The organism is Geobacillus sp. C56-T3 (genome assembly GCF_000092445.1).
Classification (GTDB): domain Bacteria; phylum Bacillota; class Bacilli; order Bacillales; family Anoxybacillaceae; genus Geobacillus; species Geobacillus thermoleovorans.
Genome location: NC_014206.1, coordinates 1,281,019 through 1,297,265, shown reverse-complemented (window position 1 = coordinate 1,297,265; position 16,247 = coordinate 1,281,019). Strand labels below are relative to the sequence as shown.

Genomic DNA, 16,247 nt, shown 5'->3' with positions numbered 1-16,247 from the left:
TCCGCCTAAATCTGGGAATGAGCGCGAAACAGACCGCCAATGGGCACAACAATGCCCTGTACGACTGTTTCCGCGTCTCACCCCCCGAAGATTCGGAAACTGCGGCAAGCAAGGCAGGTCTACTGGCTCATGCTTCATCCTACTCTGAAGCCTTCCCGTACGGAAAACAGCGCAAGCCATCTGTCCGTACAGTGGCGATTTCATTTCGTCCGCATTGACAGTTGCGGGGACAGCTCCGGATTCCCACCGGATTCCCTATTAAGCCTTTTCGGCACCTTGCTGCGAGTTGATGAATTTGTCGGATATGGACATTTTTATAATAATGCAGCGTTTAGCATTTGACAACTATGAATTTACAGCAGGTTGGAGGGAAGTCGTCACCTTCCCACTCTTGCAGACAATCGAGATGGATTCATAACCCATGTTTCATACGGAACAGAGCATTCCCTTTTCATCGCATCGAGCACCCGCGATTTCAAATGCGGCCATGTCACATATTCATCAATATTCGACTCATCGATCAACACAAACTTCGCCTTTTGAATTTCCTCAGGCTGGGGAGAAACGTTTCCTTTCACATATGTCGCTTTAAATACAATGTTTATGATATTTTTAGTTTCATTGTAATACACGCCGCTGACCCCGATGAGACGGATGTCAACGCCAGTCTCTTCATACACCTCGCGATGAACGGCCCGATCGAGCGGCTCGCCTGGTTCAACTTGTCCGCCCGGCATTTCCCACGTATCGGAGCGGTCATAGCTTTTAACAAGCAAAACCTCTCCCGTGTCATTCGTAATATAGGCTGAAACGGTGATAATGGCTTGTTGGTGTTTATCCATCAAGCTCTCCTCCTACATCGCGGAATGATCCTAGCCCTCTCCTGCAGAAAAAAAGCAGCTGCCCCATCTATACTGCCATCTTGAAAAAAATAAGGAAAGATACCTCGCCTCTGGCACGGCGTCTTTCCCCGATACAACCTTCATCTCGTCACTGTTGAATATATTTGTCAAACACAAAGCCGAAATCCTTCACCGTATAGTTCTTTTTCGCTTCCGTCAGCCAGCGAAAAGCGTATTCATTCACGGCCTGAAAATCCGCCGACACATTGGCGCCGTCGCCGCGCATGTTGGCAAACACCTTCGTTGCCAGTTCCAGACTCCGCTCCGCATAGTTGAACTTCGTTTCGTTTTCAAGGCAAATCTCCGCGATCGCCAGCAGCGATTTATACAAATCTTTCAATTCCTCAATATGCTTTTTATGCACATCAATGGAGTAGGAATGCGGTCCAATTTTAAATTTAATTTCCGCATCCAAATCGACCGTCCCGGCCGTTTCGAGCGATACGTCGGAAATCGGATGCTTGTAGTAATCGTAGCGGCGCAGCGTCCGTTTTTTGCTCGCGGCGCTCGTGCCGTCCAGATGAATGAGCGCACGGTTTGTGAAGCAATATTCATCGGATTTCGATTTAATAAGGAAATAGATTTTTTCCCCATCCTCGTGCATCACATAATCATCGGCATCCACTTTGTCGTAGTCTTTCGGCTGAATAACCGAGCCGATGTCGCTTAGCCCAAGCACATCGGCGGCGACTTTTCCAAACATGCTCATGTTCCTCCGGCTCCTTCCACGTTTTATCGGCGCCCACCTATTGGCGGATGAACGGCGTTTTGCCTTAACAAGGCGCCGTACCCTCATTCTGTAATACGTCGCGATCGAAAAAATGTTTCATCGTCGGCAAAAAACGAAAGACCCAACGCCTTTTATGACGGCGTCAGGCCTTACAAGCAACTACAGTTCCCCGCTTAGACGGGAGTCTTTGTTCGTGAGTCGCAAAAAGACCAGATAAACGAGTCCAATCGCGATCCAACTCAATCCTAGCTTTTTGCTGAGCGGGTCCAGGTTCATCCATACATAGCCGATGATAACAAAACCGATGAGCGGAAACAAGAGATGATTGATATAATCGTTACTCTTTTGTTTGCGCAAGAAATAGTTCATCACTGATACATGCAAAAAGAGGAAAGCCGTCAGGGCGCCAAAGTTGACAAGCGAAGCGAGTTTATCAATTTGTGAGGCGAACACCGTCGTGACAATGAGCGAAATCACAGCTACAAGCAATGTGCTGACGTATGGCGTTTGAAATTTCGGATGCACTTTAGCCAGCACACTGGGCAGTTTACGGTCGCGACCCATGCTGTACAAAATGCGGGAGATGGCTGCCTGGGCGACGAGCGCGTTCGCGATCCCCCATGAAAGCGCAGTGGCGATGATCGTTGTCCATTTCAGCCATGGTCCTCCTGCCAGCTCCGCAATCTGATAAAACGCCACATCTGCGTTTTTAAACGTCGTATAATCAGGCCAAATGAGAGCGGCGACCCATGTTTGCACGATGAAAAGCGCACCGACAACGAGCAAAGCGAAAATGATCGCTTTGCCGATCGATGATTTCCCGTCCCTTGTTTCCTCAGCCAGCGTCGACACCGCATCAAAACCAAGGAAGCTCAAGACGGCCACCGACACCGCCCCCATCACCGTCTCCGCGCTGAAATGATTAGGATCGTACAGCGGTTTGAACGTAAACTGCGCTCCATTGACACCTTTTATAATCGCAATAATTCCTGTGATCACAAACACTGCAAGGACGATGAGCTCTAAAACAACAATCACTTTGTTCGCTTTGGCCGTCATCTCGATTCCAAGAATATTAATGATCGTATTCATGCCAATGAACAGAATGAGCCACACGGAAATCGGCACTTGCGGCACAATATCGGCTAAGGCAGCAGCGCTGACCAAATAGAGAAGAGCCGGAACAAAAATGTAATCAAGCAAAATGACCCAGCCTGCCATAAAACCGACATATTCATTCATTCCCCGCTGGGCGTAAGAATACACGGAACCAGCGATTGGAAACGCTTCGGCCATTCTGGCGTAGCTCAAGGCGGTGAAAATCATCCCCACCATTCCGATTAAGTATGCTAAGGCGACCATCCCTTTTGACCCTTGCGCTACATACCCGTAAATGCCGAAAGGAGCGATCGGCACCATGAACACCATTCCGTAAATCAACAAATCAACAAATGTGAGCGACCGTTTTAATTCCTGTTTATAACCGAGCGACTCAACCGATGTGTTCGTTTCAAGTTGCGCCATCGCCGTTCCCTCCTCAATCCTCAAACAGGCGGATGCCATACGCTTCAAGCACAAATCGCGGTACAAAGAAACGCGCCGTGACGAGCGGGTCAACGACTTGACTGATTTGTGTCTGACCGACAGCGCTAAGCACCATCGTCAAATGGTTCAGCGTCAACGGAGTGTGCGGCAACAGCAAATTAACCATTTCCTCAACCGACTGTTTGACCGCCTCATCCAACGTTTTGGCCGAGACGATCGTCGCAATGCCATCATCGTTTTGCAACAGTGGATGGTTGAGCGAATATCCTTTCATCACCCGGACGGTGACCGTCACTTCCCCCGAAATTTCGATACCAGACACGCCGATTTCGCCGTCCCCCATCGCCGCATGCAAATCGCCTAATGCGAACAACGCCCCTTTGACAAAAACCGGGAAGTAAACGGTTGCCCCTGTTGTAATGAGCTTTGTATCCATATTGCCGCCATGCGGCCCGGGCGTCCCGCACGACACATCCTCACCGCTCGGCGCTACCCCGATGACGCCAATCATTGGATTTAATGGAATAGAAAGATGCTCGTCAAATACGGCCCGGTTTTCTTCTACTGGAATCATTTTTGCCTCAAACTGCGGAATCCGGTCTCCAAGCACCCCGAGCCCTGGGCCGACAGCCATGACCCCCTGTCCTTTGAGGAGAATCTGTTCAATTTTTACCGCTAAAATGTCACCGGGTTCCGCCCCTTCAATATAGATCGGTCCGGTCGCCGGATTGATATGATTCCAATCGATCGAGTCAAACGGCGTTTCGCTTGAAGTAATTTGATTTTGGAAACAGTCGTACGTTTCGATGACAAACGTTTCCCCTGACTGGACTGTTCGAACCGGTTGGTGGTTTTTGCTAAATGCATAAATGGCCGTTGTGCATGGAACAAATGACATGTCCGCTTTCCTCCCTTTCGTTTTTGTCTCATTATAACAGGGAGCAAACAAACTGTTTTGCATTTTTTTGATTCATTTTTGTTACTTCTTTATTTTTTGAATTAATCGATAAATCTGAGTAAACAAGAAACCGCCAATCCCATTCCATGCTATGGCCTCCAGCACATTATGGCGCATTCCCCATCGCCAGGCGATAGCAAACAAACATACCCATCCGATCATGCCTATAACCCCCATCGGTTTCTCTCCTGTCCGTAAAGCAGCCAACCCAAAACACGAGGAGGCAAGCAAGGCGGTCGAAAACATGACCATCCGCATCGGAAGAAGAGGAGCAATAAAAAAGAGGGCTAGTACAAGCAAAAAAGAGATGACATATGTCCATGAGAGATGCCTGCTCCACCTGTGCCAAAAAATTTGCACAACGGAATGCAAGGAAAGGGATAAGCTGAGTGACAACGCCGCCAGCAAGGCAATAGTAAGCGGCCAAGCAATCAAGACAGAAGAATGAAGCAGCCACCGTTTCAGTATGGCGGCAGTCGAAGCGGCCGCCGCATACGGGACGCATAAGGCTGCGACGGCCAACGGAAGCGGAGCAAGGCAAAACGCGGCCATAGAAAACGTCAGCGCAACGCGTTCTTTTTTCAATATTGATGCAATATCCCATACATACTCGTCGGCCAACCATTGCCCGGCAGCCGCCGCCAGCACAGCCCAAAACAACACGAACAACGAAACCATGTTCACATCGAGGGAAGCTGGGACAGTGCGTACAATCATCTCATATTGCCGCGCCACACCACCCGTTAGATAATAGGCAAACGGAACCATTCCCATCACTATATAAACAATGTATAGCAGAACCGTTCCGATTTTCCGCATCCCCAACCAACCGGCGAGCACGGTAAACACGTACACATAGACGAACCAAATGAATAAAAAAGCCGGAGAAAAACGAAAGAGTTGCTGCAACAAATAGGCACATAACACGACAACGGTAAGCAGCCGGCCGATCGAAAGAAGGCGAACAAAAAACCGAAAGAAAAACAAAGCCCGCGCCGTAAAACAGCAGTCCGGCCAGCGATCCCCTTCCTCTGTTAGGGAACGATAGCGTACGGCCGCTGCTGAACGCCAAAGCACAAAAACGGCGGCCCACACCGCCATAGCCGTCACCACCCCCGCCGCCACCCCACCATGAATAAAAGCATAACATCCAAACAACAGCAGCTCACCGGATGCGAAACGCAGTAACAGGGCATTGACCCCCTTGCTTAATCCAAGCGCCTCCGCTCCGATAAAATTGCAGCGACCAATATGCGGCACAGCAGCAAGCAGCAGTACGCATGCCATGAATAAAAGCATATACCAGTCCATTATCCATTGGTCTCCTTATACTTCGTAGGCGGGATGCCGACATATTTTCGAAACAAATGACTGAAATGATGTTGACTAGAAAATCCTGTCTCCTCAGCAATGCGTGCCATGGACCAATCCGGCTTTTTGGTCAACAGCTCTTTCGCCTTTTCAATCCGATATCGATTGACGTAATCCTTAAAATGGATGCCGATCTCCTCAACAAACAGTCTGCTCAAATAGGCTGGATGTACATGCACGGCAGCGGCTACCTCGGTTAAGCTGATTTTTTGTGCATAATGACAGTGCACATATTCGAGCGCCGCGCGGATGAGCGGGGACGAGACAAGCGCTTCCGGATGCTTTTGTTCAAATTTCGACAACGCTTGATCAAACTCGCTCTCGATGAGCGGCTTCACCAAGTAGTCGAGCACTTCAAGCTGAATCGCCCGTTTGGCATAAGCAAAATCTTGGTAGGCTGTGATAATGATCAAGGCAAGATCGGGCTGTTTTTGTTTGAGCTCATAGGCCAAATCCAACCCGGACTGTCCAGGAAGGTGGATATCGATCAGCGCCAGCCGGAAGCGATGGGATGCGGCCAACCGTTTCGCCTCTGCGGCATCCTCCGCCGGCCATACTTCCCAATGCGGATATTTCCGCTTCACCAAATACGTGAGTTGTTCCAATTCCAAATATTCATCATCGACAATCAGCACCTTCATCGTTTATCCCTCATCCCCTGGAACATACGGCCAAACGACAAGCGCCTCTGTCCACCCGCGCTCATCTTTTTGCAACACAAGCTGAGTTGGCAAATCAAACAAAAGAGCAAACCGCTTGCGCAAATTATCCAAGCCGACACCTCCATTCGCGATGGATAACTCCTTCCCTTCATTGCCATTATCGCAGACGCGCAAATATACCCAGTTGCCTTGGCGTCGAAAATCGATCGCCAAACATTTTTCACCCGCTTTTTTCTCAAGGCCATGTTTGAATGCGTTTTCCACCAGCGTTTGCAACGTATAAGAAGGAATGAGCGCACGCTCTCCATCCGGATCCATTTGCACCGACACCGACAGCCGTGAACCGAAGCGAAGCTGCTGCACCGCTAGATAGTTGCTTGTATGCGCCCATTCTTGTTTGAACGGAATAAGCGGCTGTTTCGTCTCATAGCTATCACGCAAAAACAGCGCAAAATGCTCCATTCCCCGAATCATTTCTTCATTTTTTCCTAAGCGCGCCAAGGATAAGAAAGCGTTCAACGCATTGAAAAAGAAATGCGGTCGGATTTGTTGATGGAGTTGCATATACTTGCTTTCTTGAAGTTCTTTTTCCAATCGAAGGCGCGCATGTTCCAACTGCCAATAATCCACTTCTTTTTCCGCTACTCCCAACAGCGCCAACACTGTCAACGATACAAGCGGCAACAATACGCTGAAAATGAGAATGAGATGAAATAATGGCTCGGCAATCATCATATTCTCCCCGCCACTCGCAATGCTTTCCCATTTGTTTTTTCATTTTATCACAAATTTGTTCTTTCATTTGATCACAAATTGAACGCTCTCCCACCTACGCGTACGCTTAGAAGTGGGAGATTCTTGGGAACACCCGCCCCACGGCAGGCTGTCCACCAAGCCATCCCCGTGCGTCCCACGGTTCTTTACACTTTTCCGTGAAAATCCCCACCACTTGGTGAGTGCGGTATACGCTCCTGATCCGTGCGGGTATACTGAAAATGGCCAAAAAAGGCAATAGGAAAGCAGAGGTGCCCGATTTTAGGCATCTCGTATAACCTGTCTGCCTTTTGGCTAGACTAAATAAGTTGTGGTTGGCGGAACGGCTCTTTGCGGGAGATCATGCAAAAGATGATCACCAACATCCGCCGAGCAATGGCGATGATGGCTTTTTTCTTCCCGCACCGGGCCGCCAACGACCAAAACTTTCGGGACAAGGGATGCGTCTTGGATCGAGCTGCTGACCATGCCGCCTCGCATAACGCCGATCGGAGATGGGGATTGCCTTTTGTCGTGCGCGTGCTCTTTCGCTTTCCGGCGCTTTCATGGTTGCCGGGGGACAATCCAGTCCATGAAGCCGCCCGTTCCGGCGTTTCAAAGACGCTCATGTCGGTTCCCATCTCGGCTATGATGACGGCGGCGGTTTGTTTTTTCACTCCGGGCATGGTCATCAGCAATTCGACTTCCTCACGATACGGCTCGAGCAGGCGGTCGATGTGCTGGTCGACTTCTTCGATGAACTGCTCCAATTCCTCAACGTGTTTCCACAAGAGGCGAAGGAGACGGAGCTCGTGTTCGGTCAAGGTGCCGAGCAGCGAATCGTACACCGCTTGCTTTTTCTTTTTGAGCCTTCCGCGCAGGCATTGATCCAACTCGTCCTTGTCCACGTATCCCTTCTCAAGCAGCCGGGCGAGGATGTCTTTTCCGGAAACGCCGAAGAGATTGGAGAGGACCGAGCCGAGTTTGACATTGGAAGACTCGAGCACTTTTTGAATCCGGTTTTTCTCCGAAGTCAGCTGTCCGACCCACTTTTTGCGGAGGCGGGTAAAATCCCGCAATTCGCGAATATCCGCTGGGGGGACGAAACTTTTTTCAACGAGTCCATGGCGGAGCAGCTTGGCGATCCATTCGGCGTCAGAGACATCGGTTTTTCTTCCCGGGACATTTTTGATCCGCTGCGGATTGGCCAGTGTCAAGTCGACATAGCCTTCGAGGAAGGCGAAGACCGGTTTCCAATACACGCCGGTGGATTCCATGGCGACATGGGTGACGCCATGTTCTTCGAGCCACTCCAGCAGGTCGCCAAGTCCCTTCGAGAACGTGGAGAAGGTTTGAATGTCCTTTTGAATGTGTCCATCTTCTTCCCATAGCGCGCAGGCGACGATGGTTTCGGCATGAACATCCAATCCTGCGCAGCGAGGATAGATGACATCCATGATGAAAATCCTCCTTTTCGATGATCGAGTGCGCAAACAGCGAATCCACGGGAGAAATGCGGCAGTTTTCCGTTCGTCGTCACCTTTCCTCCGCATCGGGAAAGGGCGGACAATGGGTGGTGCACCCAGTGGATTCGAACGCTTTTCTGTACAGGGTCCAAGCCACCATTAAGTATAACGTCCTATTGAGCTGTTTGCGCCTACTCTTCATTATGGGAAGAAAAGGGGGATTTTCATGCCCGGGTGGAGAGCAAAAATTGCTCATGGAACTTTTCTGTGAAAGCAAGAGGAAGAGCGATGACCCATCCCGATTCATCCCCCACTTCCGCTCACGCGTGAAAGTGGGGGGTCTTCTCGGTTCAGGATGATAAATAGAGGCGGCAGTACAAGGCAAATGTTTCCCACATCCGCAAACTTATTTTTCCATCATCTTGGCTCCCATCCTATCCTCTCCCGGCAAAAAAACGCCCCAAAAGCGAATGCTTTTGGGACCGACTGATCATATTCCACTTTATCTCAACGGCGATCTTGCCATGCGAATATACGTATGGCGTCTGCCGCGAATGGCGATCGAATACGCCATAATATTCTCTGGAACAGCGATGCCATGATAGCCAGCGTCGCCGATATGATGTAGATCCGCTCAACTGCTTTAACCGTTCCACCATTTGATTCGGTTCGTTCGTGTCCAACCCGTTCACAACCGGCCGGAACACATCGAACCAATTCAACAACAGCAAATCCGCCCCAAACGCCGTGGCCAGTTCGGCGTTGGTGACCGCCGGATACAGCGGCGCGAATTCCCCGACGACTTCCGCGACGATCACCCTGCCTTCTGACGCTTGAATCGATTGTTTTAACTGTTTTCCTGTCATCCGACGAAAATCGGAGGCGTTGCAATCCAACAGCCGCTTCACCGGAGCTCCCCCTTTCTGGCGTCCCTTAAAAGAACGGCTTCGTTGTTCCTTATTTTCTCATAGCGTTGGCCAGAAATTCGACATCCGTGCCAACGACCACTTGCAAATCCGTTTGGTTGAGGCGAAGCACACCTTTCGCTCCCAAACGTTTCAATTCTGCTTCGTTGACTTTTGACATGTCTTTCACTTTTAGGCGCAAGCGTGTGACACAATTGTCAATTTGTGCGAGATTATCTTTTCCTCCCAACGCCTCGATATATTTTGCAGCAAGGTCCTCGTATTTGACGCCCGACTGCGCCGCACCGCTGTCGGTAAACTCGCCCTCTACCTCCTCTTCACGCCCCGGCGTTTTCAAATCGAGCTTCGTAATGAGGAAATAGAAGACGACGAAATAGACGACAGCATATACAAGACCTTGAACAATCAACAAATACGGTTTTTTCGCAATGCCGTAGTTTAAGAAAAAGTCAATCGCCCCGGCCGAGAACGTAAACCCGTGGTGGATGTCAAGCATTGTCGCCACTGCGAGCGACAAGCCGGTCAACACGGCATGGACAACGTAGAGCAATGGCGATAAAAACATGAATAGAAACTCAATTGGCTCCGTAATCCCGGTTAAAAACGACGTCAACGCCACGCCAAGGAGCGCGCCGGCGACCGCTTTGCGACGCTCTTTTTTCGCCGCCGCGATCATCGCCAGCGCTGCCGCGGGCAGGCCAAACATCATGATCGGGAAGAAGCCGGCCATAAAAATGCCCGCATCCGGGTCGCCGGCGAAAAAGCGGCTTAAATCGCCCGTTTTTCCGTTATACTCGCCAAACACAAACCAGACGAAGCTGTTTAACACATGGTGCAATCCGACTGGAATGAGCAACCGGTTGAGGAACCCGAAAATGCCGACGCCAACCGCCCCGGCGCCAACGATCCAATGGCCGACCGCGTTGATGCCATCTTGAATCGGCGGCCATACATAGCCAAAAATCAAGGCAAGCACGAGCATGACAAGCGATGTCACGATCGGCACAAACCGCCGTCCGCCGAAGAAGCCTAGCCAGTCGGGCAACTTGATATCATGGTAACGGTTGTATAAAAGCCCGGCGATCACTCCGGAGATGATGCCGCCTAATACGGACATATTGATGTCCTTATCAATCGCGGCGGCCCCTTTTGTCAAGACAAAGTAGCCGATCGCCCCAGCAAGCGCCGCCGCGCCGTTGCCGTCTTTCGAAAAACCGATGGCCACGCCGATGGCGAAAATGAGCGCTAAATTGGAAAACACCGCATCGCCTGCGGCGGCGATAAACGGAATATTCAATAAATCAGGCTGACCGAGCCGAAGCAACAATCCTGCCGCCGGCAAAACGGCAATCGGCAACATTAATGCTTTTCCAAGCCGCTGTAAAAAGCCTAACATCATGATCCTCCCCTTTTCATCTCAATCATAAATTTGTACCGGTCGCCGCGGTACACCGATTTGACGACTTCAAGCGGCCGACCGTCGACAAGTTGCGTGCGGCGCTCAAGCAGCAACACCGGAGCCCCTTCTTTCATCTTCAGATGCTCCGCCTCCACCTTGCGGGCGACAGATGCTTCCAATGTTTGAACAGCGGAGCCGATGATCATCCCTTTTTCTTTTTCGATAAATTCATAGACGGAACCGCTTACAACATCACGCGTCAGCCCGGGAACAAGATGGACGGGAATGTACAGCGTCTCCAACGCCATCGGCAAGCCGTCGGCCAACCGAAGGCGGCGGACTTCGTAAAGGTCATCGCCTTCCGTGACGCCAAGCCCTTCAGCGAGCTTCTGAGAAGCCGGAACCGTCTCAAAGCTAAGGACGATCGTGCCGGGCTCCATGCCGCGCGCCCGCATATCTTCGGAAAAGCTCGTCAGCCCTTTCAGCGGCTGCTCGATTTTTTGGGCGGCGACAAATGTTCCTTTCCCGCGCCGGCGGATGAGATAGCCATCGTTCACTAAATTGTTGACCGCCTGCCGAACGGTCATCCGGCTGATGTCATACATTTCCGCCAACTCGCGCTCAGACGGGATCATCTCGCCCGGCTGCCACTCCCCTTTTTCGATCTTTTCTTTCATATATTGCTCGAGCTGATAGTAAATCGGAATCGGCGACTGTTTATCGATCACGGCGCATCCACCCACTGCTTTTCCTTTGGGATGAGCGAGAGCGCCTCTCGGTCGGCGATGATCGTCACGTCCGGATGAAGGTGAAGCGCTGAAGCCGGCAAGTCCGGTGTGACAACGCCTTCGAGAAGCCGGGCCATGGCCTCCGCTTTTTCCTCCCCTGACGCCAACAGCACGATGCGGCGGCTGCGCAAAATGGTCGCAATCCCCATCGTAATGGCATAGCGCGGCACGTCATCAAGCGATGGGAAAAAGCGGGCGTTCGCTTCCCGTGTCAGCTCGGTCAGCTCGACGACGTGGGTGGCTGTCGAAAACGGCGTCCCAGGCTCGTTGAACCCGATATGGCCGTTGCGGCCGATGCCCAAGAGCTGCAAATCGATGCCGCCCAATTCATCGATGAGCCGCTCGTAACGGCGGCATTCTTCGTCAAGATCAGCGGCCAAGCCATCCGGCACATGCGTCTCGTGAAGCGGGATGTCCAATTGGGCAAACAAATGCTGATTCATATAATAGCGATAGCTGTTCGGATGATCCGGGCCAAGGCCTACGTATTCATCCAAATTGACCGTGCGCACGAGCCGATACGATGTCCCATGCTGCCGATGATCGGCGGCCAATTCGCGGTACACACCGAGCACGGTCGAGCCGGTCGCCAAGCCGAGAACGGCGTTCGGCTTTTCCTTGACTTGTTTGATGATGATGTCCGCCGCCTGACGGCTCATCTCTGCGTAGTCAGCAGCTTTCAAAAGCTTCATGGCCATCGCTCTCCACTCCTTTCATCCGGCTTGCGATAGGCAAGGGCGCCGCGGCAAAACGTCATCATGACTTCATATCGTTCATTCAAAACGACGACATCGGCGTCTTTGCCGGGCCGCAAGCTGCCTTTCCGATCAAGCAAGCCAAGCTGTTTCGCCGGATTCCAGCTCGCCATGCGGATCACCTCTTCAAGCGTGCAGCCAGTATAATCGAGCACACGGCGGATGGCCTCGCCAAGCTTGAGCACGCTTCCCGCCAGCGTGCCGTCGGCAAGCCGCGCCTCTTGGCCCCGAACAGTCACCTCTTGGCCGCCAAGTTCATATCGCCCATCACCTAGACATTTCGCCCGCATGGCATCGGTGATTAATATGAGCCCATCGCTTCCTTTATTCCGGTAAGCGAAGCGGACCATCGGCGGCGCAACGTGCAACCCGTCGGCGATCAGCTCGCACATCACTTCTTCAAACATAAGCACAGCACCGGCGACACCCGGTTCACGGTGATGGATGCCGCGCATCCCATTGAACAGGTGGGTCGCATGCGTCACCCCTGCATGGACCGCCGCTTTTACTTCGTCGTAAACGGCATCGGAATGGCCGATCGAAGCGATCACACCCGTCTGTTTCAAGTAGGAGGCAAGTTCCAGCCCCCCGTTCCGCTCTGGGGCAAGCGTGACAAGGCGGATATGGCCGCCCGCCGCCTTTTGCCAGTGCTGGAACAGTGAGATGTCCGGATCGGCGAGATGGCGCGGGTGCTGCGCTCCGGCGCGCTTCGGCGACAAAAACGGTCCTTCCAGATGAACACCGAGCACTTCGGCGGCTCCCGGCCTGTTCGCCTCCGCCATATAGCGAGCGACGTTGCGAAGGGCGGCTTCGATTTGTTCACTTGGCGCTGTCATCGTCGTCGCCAAAAAGCTCGTCGTCCCTTCCGCCGGCAAGGCGTTGGCCATCTTGTAAAGCGCCTCCGGGGTCGCATCCATGACATCCGCCCCAGCCGCCCCATGAATATGGACGTCGATGAATCCCGGCACGATGGAAAACCGTGAGGAAAGATCGATCACTTCCGCCCCTGCATCAGTTGGGCACGACGACATCGGCCCGATCGCGGCCACTTTTTCCCCTTCGATCAGCACATACCCTTGTTCAATGTTTCCTGTTTCTGCATACACCGCGGCATTTTTCAATATCCACCGCTTCATCGCGATTCCCCACTTTCTGTCTCTCATTATAACATTATATATTCTAGTTGTCTATACCACTAAAACAAATCCGTCAACTCATATTTCGCAACCTTTGCATAATATACAAAAAACAACCCGGATATGCGCATAAAAATAATTTTTTATACAAAAATTGTAAAATAATTAATTTTTATTCGGTCAAACCTGGCTTATTTCGAATTTTTATTCAGGGTGCGAAATGTGAGCGTCAACCAGTTCGCTTCAGCATGAAAGAAGCAGGGAAGCCGTGGCTTCCCTGCTCTTCCAAACGGCGCTACGCTCCTTTCGGTCCGCGGGCCGGCAAATAAAACGAAAACGTCGTTCCTTCGTTCAGTTTGCTGTGAACGGTAATGAGCCCTTTATGCGCTTCGACGATGTTTTTGGCGATGGCAAGGCCTAACCCGGTGCCGGAACGGCCACGCGTGCGCGCTTTATCGGCTTTGTAAAACCGTTCAAACACAAACGGCAAATCCTCTTCGGGAATGCCGGAACCAGAGTCTTGGACATGGATCGTCACGCCGTCGCCGCTTGGTTCGATGATGAGGCGAACTGTGCCGCCCGATTCCGTATGGCGGATGGCGTTGTCAATTAAGTTCGTCAGCACCTGTTCGATCCGATCCGGATCGAAGGCGATTTCGATGTCCCGATCGCGAAACTCGGCTGTCAGCTCAATCTGCTTTTCTTTCGCCAGCCCGTAAAACTTGCGGATCACCCGCTCGATGTAAGGAACAAGCTTGACTTGTTCGTACTCTAGCTCGATATGGCCAGCTTCCATGCGCGCCAAGTCAAGCAAATCATTAACAAGGCGGCCCATGCGCAGCGACTCGTCATAAATGACTTTCGCCATCTCTTTCTTCTCTTCTTCGCTCGCCGCGATATCGTCGATGATCGCCTCGCTGTAGCCTTGGAGCATGGCAATCGGCGTGCGCAATTCGTGCGAAACGTTGGCGATAAAGTCTTTGCGCAGCTTGTCAAGCCGCCGCTCTTCGGTCATGTCGCGCAAAACAGCCACCGCGCCGCGCACCATCGTTTTGCCGTACAGCGGCGTCATTAAAATGACCCACGTCCGCCCCTGCAGCGTCACTTCGGTCGATTGCTCCTTCTCCTCGCGAACGACGCGGGCGAACAGCTCTTTCACTTGCGGCGGCAACGGCGCCATCGCTTCCGCGTCGTTTCCTTGCTCAAAATACCACGCCTGCAAAAACCGCTCAGCCGGCGGGTTCGTAATCAAAATTTCCCCGTCGCGGTTAAACGTAATGACGCCATCGGCCATGCTGCTTAAAATGCTGGCGAGCTGTTCTTTTTCCTGGTTTAAGGCGTTGATGTTAAACTGCAGACGCCGTCCCATTTGGTTGAACGCCATCGCCAGCCCACCGATCTCATCGTTCGTTAAAATCGGCACTTTCATATCGAAATGGCCCCGCGCCATTTCGAACGCGGCTTGCCGCATTTTCCGGAGCGGAGCGGTGATGCGCGTCGACAAGAAAAAGGCAAAAAACGTGGTCATGACAATGGCGATAAACGCGGCGAGAAAAATTAACTCTTTCGTCCGCTCCGTCGCGTCGGCGATCGCCTCGAGCGACTGATAGATAAACACAGCTCCTCGGCTGCCATCCGGCATCGACATCGGCACGCCGACAATGATCATATCACGGGGCAGCTTTTCTTTTGGATGCCGCTGTGGCATATACAAACGCTTTTTCACCGTTTTCCCATCTGTCAGCACACGCCGCAAGTCCCGATCTTGGCGGATCGACGACAGCGGCATATTGTCCAAACCAGCATCGCCAGGCGAATACCAATAGTGCGACTCATCGGCGACGATGACGGCTTTCGTTCGATTGTCCACAAGCGTCCAAGCGATCGAGCGGGCAAGCTGCTCGTCGCGGTAATCGTGCATCACCTCGGCCACTTTTGTCGCCAGGCGGGTCAAGTCGTTTTCCGCTTCCTGCACATAATAATCTTCCAAAAATTTAATAAGCAAAATGCTTAAAATAAACAGCACGCACGAAACGAGCAACAAAATCGTAAACCATAGCTTGCCGACGACGCTGCGAAACAGCCACATCAGTCGTTCACTGCCTCAAACTTGTAGCCGACGCCCCAGACGGTGACGATCATTTTTCCCGCCTGCGGCGACGCTTTATTCAACTTTTCGCGCAACCGTTTAATGTGGGTGTCGACCGTGCGCAAGTCGCCGAAAAACTCGTAATGCCATACTTCCTTCAACAGCTGTTCGCGGTCGAACACTTTGTCGGGCGAGCGGGCCAAAAAGAGAAGCAGCTCATATTCTTTCGGCGTTAAGCTGACTTCCTTGCCGTCGACCGTCACCCGGTGGGCATCGTTGTCAATCGTCAAATGCGGAAACACAAGCACGTCTTTCGCCGTCGTCTCCACCGGCGCGTAGGCGGCATTCGCCGCGCGGCGCAACAGCGCTTTTACGCGCAGCACGACTTCGCGCGGACTGAACGGCTTGACGATGTAATCATCCGTGCCGACTTCAAACCCTTGCACGCGGTTGGATTCTTCGCCTTTTGCCGTCAACATCATAATCGGCGTCGTTTTTTGCTCGCGGATTTCTTTGCACACCTCAATTCCATCTTTGCCCGGCAGCATCAGATCGAGCAAAATGACGTCATAATCATTCGTCAACGCCTTCTCCAACGCTTCATTGCCGTCGCCGGCCTCATCGATCACATAGTTTTCCCGCTCCAAATACATTTTCAAGAGCCGCCGGATGCGCTCTTCATCGTCAACCACTAAAATACGGATGGTTTTTTCTTGTTTTTCCAATGCTTTGCACCCTCCCATCATCAATGGAAACACTCCCTATTT

Annotated in this window: 14 protein-coding genes, 1 pseudogene and 1 riboswitch; all 15 genes and pseudogenes read right to left on the bottom strand. The window is 51.9% G+C overall.

Annotated elements, in window-relative coordinates:
- Window positions 1-94: 94 nt before the first annotated feature.
- A riboswitch (cobalamin riboswitch) is annotated at window positions 95-294 on the bottom strand.
- A gap of 83 nt (window positions 295-377) precedes the next feature.
- The 15 genes and pseudogenes from GC56T3_RS06580 to GC56T3_RS06510 all read right to left on the bottom strand — a co-directional run bounded on the left by GC56T3_RS06580 (window position 378) and on the right by GC56T3_RS06510 (window position 16,226).
- Entirely contained in the window at window positions 378-845 is a 468-nt protein-coding gene (locus tag GC56T3_RS06580; RefSeq protein WP_369769992.1) for an NUDIX hydrolase, read from the bottom strand.
- A gap of 145 nt (window positions 846-990) precedes the next feature.
- The gene (locus GC56T3_RS06575) at window positions 991-1,605 is read right to left on the bottom strand and encodes a PH domain-containing protein (RefSeq protein ID WP_013144860.1); all 615 of its coding nucleotides are present in this window, start codon (window positions 1,603-1,605) and stop codon (window positions 991-993) included.
- A gap of 186 nt (window positions 1,606-1,791) precedes the next feature.
- Complete coding sequence (locus GC56T3_RS06570; RefSeq protein ID WP_013144859.1) at window positions 1,792-3,156, bottom strand: APC family permease; 1,365 nt, start codon at window positions 3,154-3,156, stop codon at window positions 1,792-1,794.
- 13 nt (window positions 3,157-3,169) lie between these two features.
- Window positions 3,170-4,075 (bottom strand): acetamidase/formamidase family protein, encoded by a 906-nt coding sequence (locus GC56T3_RS06565; RefSeq protein ID WP_013144858.1) that lies wholly within the window; start codon window positions 4,073-4,075, stop codon window positions 3,170-3,172.
- Window positions 4,076-4,156: 81 nt separating this feature from the next.
- Window positions 4,157-5,446, bottom strand: coding sequence for a hypothetical protein (locus GC56T3_RS06560; RefSeq protein WP_013144857.1), 1,290 nt, complete (start codon window positions 5,444-5,446; stop codon window positions 4,157-4,159).
- Entirely contained in the window at window positions 5,446-6,147 is a 702-nt protein-coding gene (locus GC56T3_RS06555; protein ID WP_011231754.1) for a helix-turn-helix domain-containing protein, read from the bottom strand. The genes GC56T3_RS06560 and GC56T3_RS06555 overlap by 1 nt, the downstream gene beginning before the upstream one ends.
- A 3-nt stretch (window positions 6,148-6,150) precedes the next feature.
- The gene (locus GC56T3_RS06550; RefSeq protein ID WP_012820711.1) at window positions 6,151-6,900 is read right to left on the bottom strand and encodes a sensor histidine kinase; all 750 of its coding nucleotides are present in this window, start codon (window positions 6,898-6,900) and stop codon (window positions 6,151-6,153) included.
- A gap of 341 nt (window positions 6,901-7,241) precedes the next feature.
- Entirely contained in the window at window positions 7,242-8,378 is a 1,137-nt protein-coding gene (locus GC56T3_RS06545; RefSeq protein ID WP_013144856.1) for an IS110-like element ISGka2 family transposase, read from the bottom strand.
- 511 nt (window positions 8,379-8,889) lie between these two features.
- A pseudogene (locus GC56T3_RS06540) lies at window positions 8,890-9,295 on the bottom strand (hypothetical protein).
- 49 nt (window positions 9,296-9,344) lie between these two features.
- Window positions 9,345-10,709: an N-acetylglucosamine-specific PTS transporter subunit IIBC gene (gene nagE, locus GC56T3_RS06535; protein ID WP_012820709.1), complete on the bottom strand. Its 1,365-nt coding sequence runs from the start codon at window positions 10,707-10,709 to the stop codon at window positions 9,345-9,347.
- Window positions 10,709-11,440, bottom strand: coding sequence for a GntR family transcriptional regulator (locus tag GC56T3_RS06530; protein WP_041468735.1), 732 nt, complete (start codon window positions 11,438-11,440; stop codon window positions 10,709-10,711). Before GC56T3_RS06530 ends, nagE begins: the two co-directional genes overlap by 1 nt.
- Entirely contained in the window at window positions 11,437-12,198 is a 762-nt protein-coding gene (gene nagB / locus GC56T3_RS06525; RefSeq protein ID WP_013144853.1) for a glucosamine-6-phosphate deaminase, read from the bottom strand. The genes GC56T3_RS06530 and nagB overlap by 4 nt, the downstream gene beginning before the upstream one ends.
- Complete coding sequence (gene nagA, locus GC56T3_RS06520) at window positions 12,189-13,391, bottom strand: N-acetylglucosamine-6-phosphate deacetylase (protein WP_013144852.1); 1,203 nt, start codon at window positions 13,389-13,391, stop codon at window positions 12,189-12,191. The genes nagB and nagA overlap by 10 nt, the downstream gene beginning before the upstream one ends.
- Before the next feature lie 295 nt (window positions 13,392-13,686).
- Window positions 13,687-15,480: an ATP-binding protein gene (locus GC56T3_RS06515; protein ID WP_013144851.1), complete on the bottom strand. Its 1,794-nt coding sequence runs from the start codon at window positions 15,478-15,480 to the stop codon at window positions 13,687-13,689.
- Window positions 15,480-16,226: a response regulator transcription factor gene (locus GC56T3_RS06510; protein WP_041468306.1), complete on the bottom strand. Its 747-nt coding sequence runs from the start codon at window positions 16,224-16,226 to the stop codon at window positions 15,480-15,482. The genes GC56T3_RS06515 and GC56T3_RS06510 overlap by 1 nt, the downstream gene beginning before the upstream one ends.
- Window positions 16,227-16,247: the final 21 nt, after the last annotated feature.

Excerpts from the sequence above, each read along its gene's own strand:
- nagE (WP_012820709.1), bottom strand. The coding sequence starts at position 10,709 with ATGTTAGGCTTTTTACAGCGGCTTGGAAAAGCATTAATGTTGCCGATT.
- GC56T3_RS06575 (WP_013144860.1), bottom strand. The coding sequence starts at position 1,605 with ATGTTTGGAAAAGTCGCCGCCGATGTGCTTGGGCTAAGCGACATCGGC.
- GC56T3_RS06555 (WP_011231754.1), bottom strand. The coding sequence starts at position 6,147 with ATGAAGGTGCTGATTGTCGATGATGAATATTTGGAATTGGAACAACTC.
- nagA (WP_013144852.1), bottom strand. The coding sequence starts at position 13,391 with ATGAAGCGGTGGATATTGAAAAATGCCGCGGTGTATGCAGAAACAGGA.
- GC56T3_RS06565 (WP_013144858.1), bottom strand. The coding sequence starts at position 4,075 with ATGTCATTTGTTCCATGCACAACGGCCATTTATGCATTTAGCAAAAAC.
- GC56T3_RS06560 (WP_013144857.1), bottom strand. The coding sequence starts at position 5,446 with ATGGACTGGTATATGCTTTTATTCATGGCATGCGTACTGCTGCTTGCT.
- GC56T3_RS06570 (WP_013144859.1), bottom strand. The coding sequence starts at position 3,156 with ATGGCGCAACTTGAAACGAACACATCGGTTGAGTCGCTCGGTTATAAA.
- GC56T3_RS06550 (WP_012820711.1), bottom strand. The coding sequence starts at position 6,900 with ATGATTGCCGAGCCATTATTTCATCTCATTCTCATTTTCAGCGTATTG.
- GC56T3_RS06510 (WP_041468306.1), bottom strand. The coding sequence starts at position 16,226 with ATGATGGGAGGGTGCAAAGCATTGGAAAAACAAGAAAAAACCATCCGT.
- GC56T3_RS06545 (WP_013144856.1), bottom strand. The coding sequence starts at position 8,378 with ATGGATGTCATCTATCCTCGCTGCGCAGGATTGGATGTTCATGCCGAA.
- nagB (WP_013144853.1), bottom strand. The coding sequence starts at position 12,198 with ATGGCCATGAAGCTTTTGAAAGCTGCTGACTACGCAGAGATGAGCCGT.
- GC56T3_RS06515 (WP_013144851.1), bottom strand. The coding sequence starts at position 15,480 with ATGTGGCTGTTTCGCAGCGTCGTCGGCAAGCTATGGTTTACGATTTTG.